We start from the raw sequence: 7,697 nt of genomic DNA, 5'->3' as shown, positions 1-7,697 counted from the left end.
GATCGACCTGCAGATGCTGGACATCACCACGACCAAGATGGAAATCGCCCCCACCGCCCATTACTCGATGGGCGGGGTCTGGGTAGCACCGGAGGACCACAACACGGGAGTGGACGGGCTGTATGCAATCGGCGAGGCTTCCTCAGGTCTGCATGGGGCCAACCGGTTAGGTGGCAATTCACTGATTGAACTGCTTGTATACGGGCGCATCACCGGTGAGCACGTCGCCGGGTATGTGGGCGCCCGCACCGAGATCCGCCGGGATCCCACCGCCGTCGGACTGGCCCGCACCGAGATGCAGTCTCTGCTGGGCGAGAACGGGACCGAGTCAGTGCGGCGGCTACAGCGCGAACTGCGCAACCTGATGACCGAGCATGCAGGTGTGGTGCGCACCGGGCAGGGGCTTCAGGAAGGGCTGGACAAGCTGGCAGCCCTGGAGGAACGTACTCAGAACGTCACCGCCCATCCGGACATCGCCGGGTTCGATGACTTGGCACACGCCTACGACCTGCTTGGCTCCTTGCTGGCCGCACGAGCCACCCTGGAGTGCGCGCTCGAACGACGCGAAACCCGTGGGGCTCACAACCGTGCAGATTTCCCTGCAATGGATCCCTCCCTCAAGGGGAACTTCGTCTGGTCTCCGGCGGAGGGAGTCAGCTTCGAAGCGCTGCCGCCTGCTCCCGATTCGTTCCGTGCTCTCGCTGAAGCCGATGCCGACGACTCCGTCGCCGGCAAACTCCTCGAGTGAACCAGAAACCACCGCAGTTTCCCATCCGCACCGCACCCGCTTCCTGCTCAGCGGCGTCGGCCTGCGCGCGACCGTCGTTGCCCGTAGCGCCTTGATCCTTGAGGTCAAGCTCGCATCAAGAGCGGACAACGACCACTAACGCTCCATAGGACAGGATTGCCCGTCAGCACCGCTGGCGGTGCAGGTGCTCCCGTGTTTGGGTGCCTGCACCGCTCGGGCGGCCAACCTCTAACGCTTACTCCCTGTCTCCGAGAACCGGATGGTCTCCCGCCTGCGCCGAATGCGCCTCCACCCGCCCACAAGCCGCACCGGTGCTTCCGCAGCCAGCCCACTGACCCCACGCAGCCTCGAATACTCCTTCCCCGAGTTGCGCCAGTGGGCGCGTGCGCCGTTGATCGTCATTAAACTGTGAACCGGCCGGCACTCCCGAAGAGTGCCGACCGGTCGGTGGAGTGCGGATAGTTGGGTGTTACTTCTTGTCGGCCGACGCGGTCACGGTGGACCAGGCGTCAAGCTCGGTGAGGCGGCCGTTCAGTGCCGCACGCATCTGGTCTGCACCCGCTTCGCCCAGGGCGATGCGCAGCGGAGGGGCGTCCGAGTCGACGACGGCCATCAGGGCAGCCACGGCGGCGGCCGGGTCGATGCCGGATCCGGCCGGGATCTCACCGATGGCCTTCTGCACGGCCCTCACGGTTCCGTCGTAGGCCTCGACGGGTTCGGCAAACGCAAGGTTCGCCAGGAACGGCGTCTCGGTGGCGCCGGGCTGGACGATGCTGACCTTGATGCCCAGGGGTGCAACCTCCTGCGCCAGGGCCTCGGAGAGGCCTTCGACCGCGAACTTGGTCGCGGCGAGCATCCCGACGCCCGGGTGTGCGAACTGCCCGTAGAGCGATGAACCCTGGAGGATTCGGCCGCTTCCCTGGGCCCGCAGTACGGGAAGGGTCGCGCGCAGGACGTTGAGCACGCCGAACACGTTCGTGTCGAAGATGGCACGCGCCTGCGTATCGCTTGCCTCCTCCACGCCGCCGAACAGCCCGTAACCGGCGTTGTTCGCCACGATGTCGATCGTCCCGAAATTCTCAACGGTGCGCGAGACCGCGGCGGTGACCGCAGCTTCGTCCGCCACGTCGGCGCTCAGCAGCAGCAGGCGGTTCGGGTACTCGCGCGCCAGATCATCCAGCGGCGCGGTCTTCCGCGACAGTGCAGCGACACTATCGCCCCGACCCAGAGCCGCGAGAACAAGCTCACGGCCAATACCGCTCGATGCGCCAGTGATAAACCATGTCTTCGCCTCGGTGGGCGTCTGTGTGATCATGTTATGATCATAATAAGTTAGAACATTACATTCAACCCCTGGGGAGGTCGAAGTTATGTTCAAAGTCATTTGACGTAACAAAAGTGGTGTACACTCCTCGCGTGAGCACATCCAGCCTGTCGGTCCTGACCGCCACTCCAGGAGTGGAGGCACTCATGGCGTTCGCCAACACCAAAGCGACTGCGGAAAAAGGCGAGGACTGGGAGAGCCCCGATCAGCTCTCCCGTTGGCTCTCCCAACACATGGGGGCGCCCGGGGGCCTGGCCCTCACTCCTGCAGACCTTGCCGCCGCGAAAGAGTTCCGTGACGCCCTGGTCGTGAGCATGCTGCACAACGCCGGCCATGCCGTCTCGGAGGAGGAGGTGGCCCGGGCGCAGGACGCCATCGCGAAGATCGGCGCGGCGCACCCCCTGACGGCCATGCCGTTCTCGCTCCGGCAGAAGCTCGTGCCCATGCAGTCCGGGTTCGCGGCGGTCCTGGGCCAGGTCGTGGCGGCCCTGACCGTCACCACGATTGAAGAGCGGTGGCACAGGGTCAAGGCCTGCGGTAACCCGCAGTGCAAGACGGCGTTTTACGACCGCACCCGTAATGGGGCCGGAGCCTACTGCAGGGCCAATCCTTGCGGCACGAAGATGGCGATGCGCTCCTACCGGCAGCGCAAGGCCAGTGCTGCGGCAAAGGACGCTACAGGCCAGTGAAAACCGGACACGCCGGGGAAGGGGAGCGGAAGTGACTGGTTCCAAACTGCAGGAGTATGCGTCGGCATTCCACGAATCCGGTGGGTACCTGAACTTCGCCAGCTATGGCCCGCCGTCGCGGCAGGTCGAGGAGACCGCCGCGGACCTCCTGCGCACGGCCGCCGAGGGAGCCGTCGGCGCCAGCGAACAACTCCACCTGCAGGACCTGCGGGCGCGCCAGGCGTTCTCCCGGCTCAGCGGATTCCCGGTCGAGCGTGTGGGGCTGCTGCCCTACACCTCCCTCGGGCTGTTCCAGGTGGCCTTCGGAATTGGGGCCGGGACGGTCCTGGTCGGTGCGGGGGAGTTTCCCGCCAATCTCTATCCCTGGCTCCGTGCAACCGGGCTGGGGCTCGGCGCCGTCCACCGCCTGGGCGCGCCGGGGGATCGCGTCACGGTGGAACTGGTGGAACAGGCACTGACCTCCGACACCGTCGCACTCGCGGTCAGCGCCGTGGACTTCCGCACCGGCTACCGCGCCGACCTGGCCGGCCTCCGGGAGGTCCTCGGGCCGGACCGGCTGCTCGTCGTGGACGGCATCCAGGGCTTCGGCGCCGTTGAGCTCGATTGGACCGTGGCCGACGCACTCGTCGTTGGAGGCCAAAAATGGATCCGCGGCGGGTGGGGTGCCGGTGCCCTGGCCTTCTCGGAGGCCGGGATCGCGCGGATCCGTCCGGTGTTGAGCGGCTGGACGGGTGTCGAAGACGCGACCGTCCATGACGGCGTCGAGCACCCATCGCGGGCGGGCGCCCTGAGCTTCGGCATTTCCCACCTCTCGCCTTTCGCCGTGGGGTCCTTCGCCGCCGCGCTCGAACTGATCGAGGCCGCCACCCCGCCCGTGATCGAGGCGGGGATCGCGGCGGGGCTGGACCGCCTGCTCGCCGAACTCGATGCTGCAGGTCTTCCGGTGCTCTCGCCCCGGCGGCGTGCCGAGCGTGCGGGGATCGTGTCGGTTGAGGTTCCCGACGCGGGAGCGGCCCTGCGGGCACTCGCGGACGCCGGCATCAGTGCCACAGCGCACGACGGCCGGCGTATCCGCCTTTCACCCCACACCACGACGCCGGCCCAGACGTTTGTTGACGCTGCGGAGATCCTGGCCGCTTAGTCCGATGTTCAGGGGGAGTCAGCGCCCCGGCCACCTTCCCGACCCGATCTGTTCGCTGGTCCCCGCGACGGTGGAAGCGCAAACCGCCCCCGACCAGGAGCTCCAGTGAAACCACGACACCTTCCCGCCACGGCAGCCCTCTGCCTCGCCCTGGCGTTCGGCACCGCCGCCCCCGCCGCCGCACAGGCCGTTCCCGCTCCGGCCGCCAACGGCCCCGCCGCGCCGGCCGCTGCCGGTGCCCACTTTGACCTCCAGGCGCACCGTGGCGGGATCGGCCTCACCGTGGAGAGCACCCTCCCGGCGTTCGCCGCCGCGCTGCGCACCGGGGTCTCAACACTCGAACTTGACCTGCAGATCACCCGCGACGGCCGGGAGGTGATCACCCACGACCGCCGCATCGACGGCCGCAAGTGCGCCGACACCGCGCCCGTGGTCCCAGGCGACCCGCAATTCCCCTACGCCGGCAAGTACGTCAAGGACCTCACCTTCGACCAGGTCCGCACCCTCGACTGCGGATCCCGTTCACTGCCCGCCTACCCCGGCCAAGTCGCCGCGCCGGGCGCGAAGATGCCGACCCTGGCCGAACTGTTCACCCTGGTGAAGGCGCACCGGGCCAGCCAGGTCGAGTTCAACATCGAAACCAAGGTGGAGGCAGGCGCTCCGGAACAGACCGCCCCGCGGGAGCAGTTCGTCGAGGTGGCGCTGCGGGAGATCCGCGCGGCCGGCATGGAGCGCCGGGTCTCCATCCAGAGCTTTGACTGGGGCGCCCTGCGCCTGGTGCAGCAGCAGGCACCGGAGATTCCGACGGTCGCCCTCACCAACAAGGACTTCCTGCAGGTCGGACAGCCCGGTGCCTCGCCCTGGCTCGGCGGCATCGACGCCGACGACTTCGGCGGGGACCTCGTCCAGGCGGCCTCCTTCCTGGGCTTCGACGCCGTCTCCCCGGTGCATGGCTCGCCGCAGAACGGCACGGTCACCGACGGAAACTACGTCCCCTACGTCACCGCCGATATGGTCCAGCGGGCGCACGCTGCAGGAATGCAGGTCATCCCCTGGACGGTGAACGACGAGGCCACCATGTCCAGCCTGATCGACCTCGGCATCGACGGGCTGATCACCGACTATCCGGACCGGCTGCGCGGGGTCCTCGCCGGGAAGTCGATGAAGCTGCCCCACCAGTACAAGGAAGCCAAGGCGTCCTCCTAGGAGGTGCAGGCCGCGGGTCGGGCGGCTACGGTGGGTTCGCCCCTGCCGGAAACGCCCGGCCCGTGCGACACTGGCGCATGACTTCGGGCCGGCCGAATGGGGGCGCCGACGGCGGGCCGCCCGGCGAGGCGCTGAGCTGGGTGCAGCGGTTGATGCTCTACTTCACCACACCGTGGCGGAAGACCGCCGCGGTGCTGGTGGTGGTGGGCGGATGGCTGGCCCTCAACGCTCTCCGGGTGACCTATGCCGGCGAATCCCTCGTGCTCGGGATGCTCACGATCCTGCTTTTTTATCCTTCTGTCTTTGTCCTGGCGGTTCTTCTGACCCAGGGCGGGTTCCTGCGCCGACCCGTCCGGCTGCCCATCGATGTCATGCGCCGCACCGCCGCCCGGCGGTTCTCTCTCGAGGAGTCGTGGACTGCGGCTCAAGGAGTTCCCGAGACGCTCGCCGCACTGCAGGCGGTGTTCACCCGACCGGGTGCCAGCAGCCGGCGGATCGGCAACACGCTCTGGGTGGAGCTGGGCAGGGATTGGGACACCACGGGGCTGCGCCACCAAGCGGCGGTTCTCCACCTCAATCGTCCTGCTCCCCTTCACTTCTTCGTCGAGGACTCCTCAGGTGGAACAACGGTGACGGCCTTCAGCAGCGAAACGCGCCCGTCGACGTTGTGGGATGTTTTCAGGCTTGCCGATGAGATGGCCGCAGCCGCCGTGCGACTCGCGCGGAAGGCCACCTCCGGGGAATCCGATGGCCACAGTCCACGTCACGATTAGCGCAACTGCTCCCACCACCATCAGCCAGCAACCAACGGACAATCCTGATTATCGTCTGCTTCTGGTCATCGGTGGTTTCGGGAGAGTGCAGCCTGCATGGCTCGAAGCCTCGTGGATCGGTAGGGGCGGGTCCGAAAGAGGAATGACACTCTTCGCGTCAGCGTCATGGGCCCTGTTGCTTCCGGTTTGTCTACTTCCCACGAGTCGAACACCTCACGTGCGCCCGTCAGCTCTGGGTCATGGCGTAGAGCAAACATGTCAGCGCGCATCTCCCCTTCCCGACTCATCGCGCACGCCATAAGCAACCAAACACCCAAGGTGGCCAAGCCGATCACCAGGGCGGCGAATCCACCATACGAGCTGGCGTTGAAGTAGCCCGCGAGGGCGGCCGTTAGAAAGCCCCCCAACATCAGCACTCCCGCAAGGGAGAAAACCGCAACCAGCAGGCGGGTTCTTCTCGCGAACTGCGCCGCATCCGCGAGATGCCCGAGCTCGTGCGCGAGCAGGAAGGTCAGTCCCTCGAGGGACAGCTCACGCAGGGCGCGCTCAGTGACTTCGATCGTGGGTACGCCTTTGCGCGTCGCAAAGTAGGCGTCGGCCCGAGATGGGCCCGGCCCGACGGACCGAACAATGCTGACTCCTGGTACCTGCAGGCCCTCCTCGCCACTGATGCGCGACACGTGGATGCGGGCGGCTCTTTGGAGCTCGTCGTATCCGTCGATGACGTAGCGATCACGGGACATATCCATTTCGGTCCTCACCGGTTCAGTGCCCGGTACAGGGTGGTCCGTTCGATGTTGAGGCGTCGGGCCACTTCGATCTTGGGTACGTCCTTGGACATGGGGATGGTGAGTCATGCGAAAACCATTCGGGTTCGAGGGTTGGTTGGCGGGTTGGGTGGCAAGTTGGGTGGTGGGTGGAGGCTGCGGCGTTTCAGGACGAAGACGCCGTAAAGTTCAGCTGAAACTCCGCGAACGGGGCCGCGCCAGGTGTGAAGGTCAGTCCATTGATTACTGATCAAAGAAGGGCCTGTCACCTACGGTTGACAGGCCCTTCTTTTCGCCTTTGCTCGTCGCTTCCTGATGGTGTTGACTCGCCCGGCGGACTCGACGAGGACTCCCAGAGCTGCACGATCGCCGGATACCGCTGGCCCCTCTGGGCTGCGAATTCGGCTAACCGGTCGGGTCAGGGCGTGCTGAGGGCTTCGTCGACGGCGTCGATGGACAAGCGGGCGAAATCGAAGAATTCTTCCGGGGGGCCGTCGAGGGGGCCATCGAGGGGGCCGTCGTAGATCACGTTTGGCAGTGCTGTGAGGGTGATGGTGACGGCGGTGCCGTCCTCTGCGACTGTGTTGATCGTCTGGTAGCCGGGGATGTAGCCGTTGTGGCCCCAGGTTGTGCCGCCGCCCAGTTCGCCGCTTTCGATCCCCAGCCCGTACGTGTTTCCGGGGATGAGTTTGTCGCCGGTGGGGATGCCGGTGAGCATCTGGTCGAGTTCGGCCGGTTCCAGGAGCTCGCCGTTGAGGACGGCTTTCATGAACGTGTTGAGCTCAGCCGGTGTGGATACCATGGCTCCGGATGCCCAGGCCGTGGAAGGATCGTACTCGGTGACGTCGCGTAGTTCCCCCTTTGCGTCCTTGTGGTAGCCCAGGGGATGGTCTCCTCGCAGCCCGGTCTCACCCGGTTCGGGCAGGTAGGTGTGCTTCAGGTCCAGGGGTGTGACGATCCGATCGTGGATCTGTTCGGCCAGGGGCCGTTGGGTGATGCGTTCGATGATCAGGCCCAGAACGATGTAGTTGGTGTTGGTGTATTGATGG

9 protein-coding genes are annotated in these 7,697 nt (G+C 66.3%); 5 read left to right on the top strand and 4 right to left on the bottom strand.

The features are described from left to right. A partial coding sequence (locus tag QZX79_RS12515) for an FAD-binding protein (protein WP_294568590.1) occupies positions 1 to 748 on the top strand: 748 nt, incomplete at its 5' end. A gap of 469 nt (positions 749 to 1,217) precedes the next feature. Here the strand turns inward: QZX79_RS12515 and QZX79_RS12510 are convergent. Continuing rightward, positions 1,218 to 2,063 carry an SDR family NAD(P)-dependent oxidoreductase gene (locus QZX79_RS12510; protein WP_294568589.1) on the bottom strand — a complete coding sequence of 282 codons (846 nt, stop codon included), beginning with the start codon at positions 2,061 to 2,063 and terminating at the stop codon, positions 1,218 to 1,220. Positions 2,064 to 2,164: 101 nt separating this feature from the next. On the opposite strand from QZX79_RS12510, the gene QZX79_RS12505 reads away from it, so the two are divergent. From QZX79_RS12505 to QZX79_RS12490, 4 genes are all read left to right on the top strand, one after another. Beyond that, on the top strand, positions 2,165 to 2,761 hold the full coding sequence (locus QZX79_RS12505; RefSeq protein WP_294568588.1) for a CGNR zinc finger domain-containing protein: 597 nt from the start codon (positions 2,165 to 2,167) through the stop codon (positions 2,759 to 2,761). 31 nt (positions 2,762 to 2,792) lie between these two features. After that, positions 2,793 to 3,902, top strand: a complete 1,110-nt coding sequence (locus QZX79_RS12500) for an aminotransferase class V-fold PLP-dependent enzyme (protein ID WP_294568587.1) — start codon at positions 2,793 to 2,795, stop codon at positions 3,900 to 3,902. Between the two features lie 105 nt (positions 3,903 to 4,007). Further along, complete coding sequence (locus QZX79_RS12495) at positions 4,008 to 5,108, top strand: glycerophosphodiester phosphodiesterase (protein ID WP_294568586.1); 1,101 nt, start codon at positions 4,008 to 4,010, stop codon at positions 5,106 to 5,108. Positions 5,109 to 5,170: 62 nt separating this feature from the next. Then, positions 5,171 to 5,881 carry a hypothetical protein gene (locus QZX79_RS12490; RefSeq protein ID WP_294568585.1) on the top strand — a complete coding sequence of 237 codons (711 nt, stop codon included), beginning with the start codon at positions 5,171 to 5,173 and terminating at the stop codon, positions 5,879 to 5,881. 65 nt (positions 5,882 to 5,946) lie between these two features. Here QZX79_RS12490 and QZX79_RS12485 read toward each other — a convergent pair whose 3' ends face one another. The 3 genes from QZX79_RS12485 to QZX79_RS12480 form a co-directional block, all read right to left on the bottom strand. Continuing rightward, positions 5,947 to 6,630: a M48 family metalloprotease gene (locus tag QZX79_RS12485; protein ID WP_294568584.1), complete on the bottom strand. Its 684-nt coding sequence runs from the start codon at positions 6,628 to 6,630 to the stop codon at positions 5,947 to 5,949. Between the two features lie 8 nt (positions 6,631 to 6,638). Beyond that, a complete protein-coding gene (locus tag QZX79_RS18595) occupies positions 6,639 to 6,722 on the bottom strand; it encodes a helix-turn-helix domain-containing protein (RefSeq protein WP_366484961.1) in 84 nt (27 codons plus the stop codon). A 344-nt stretch (positions 6,723 to 7,066) separates the two neighbouring features. Then, on the bottom strand, positions 7,067 to 7,697 hold a 631-nt coding region (locus tag QZX79_RS12480; RefSeq protein ID WP_294568583.1), incomplete at its 5' end, for a serine hydrolase.

Origin of the sequence: uncultured Arthrobacter sp. (assembly GCF_902805515.1) — a bacterium.
Classification (GTDB): Bacteria; Actinomycetota; Actinomycetes; order Actinomycetales; family Micrococcaceae; genus Arthrobacter_D.
Note: the sequence above shows the minus strand (reverse complement) of the source record. Positions and strands in the feature narration are given on the sequence as shown.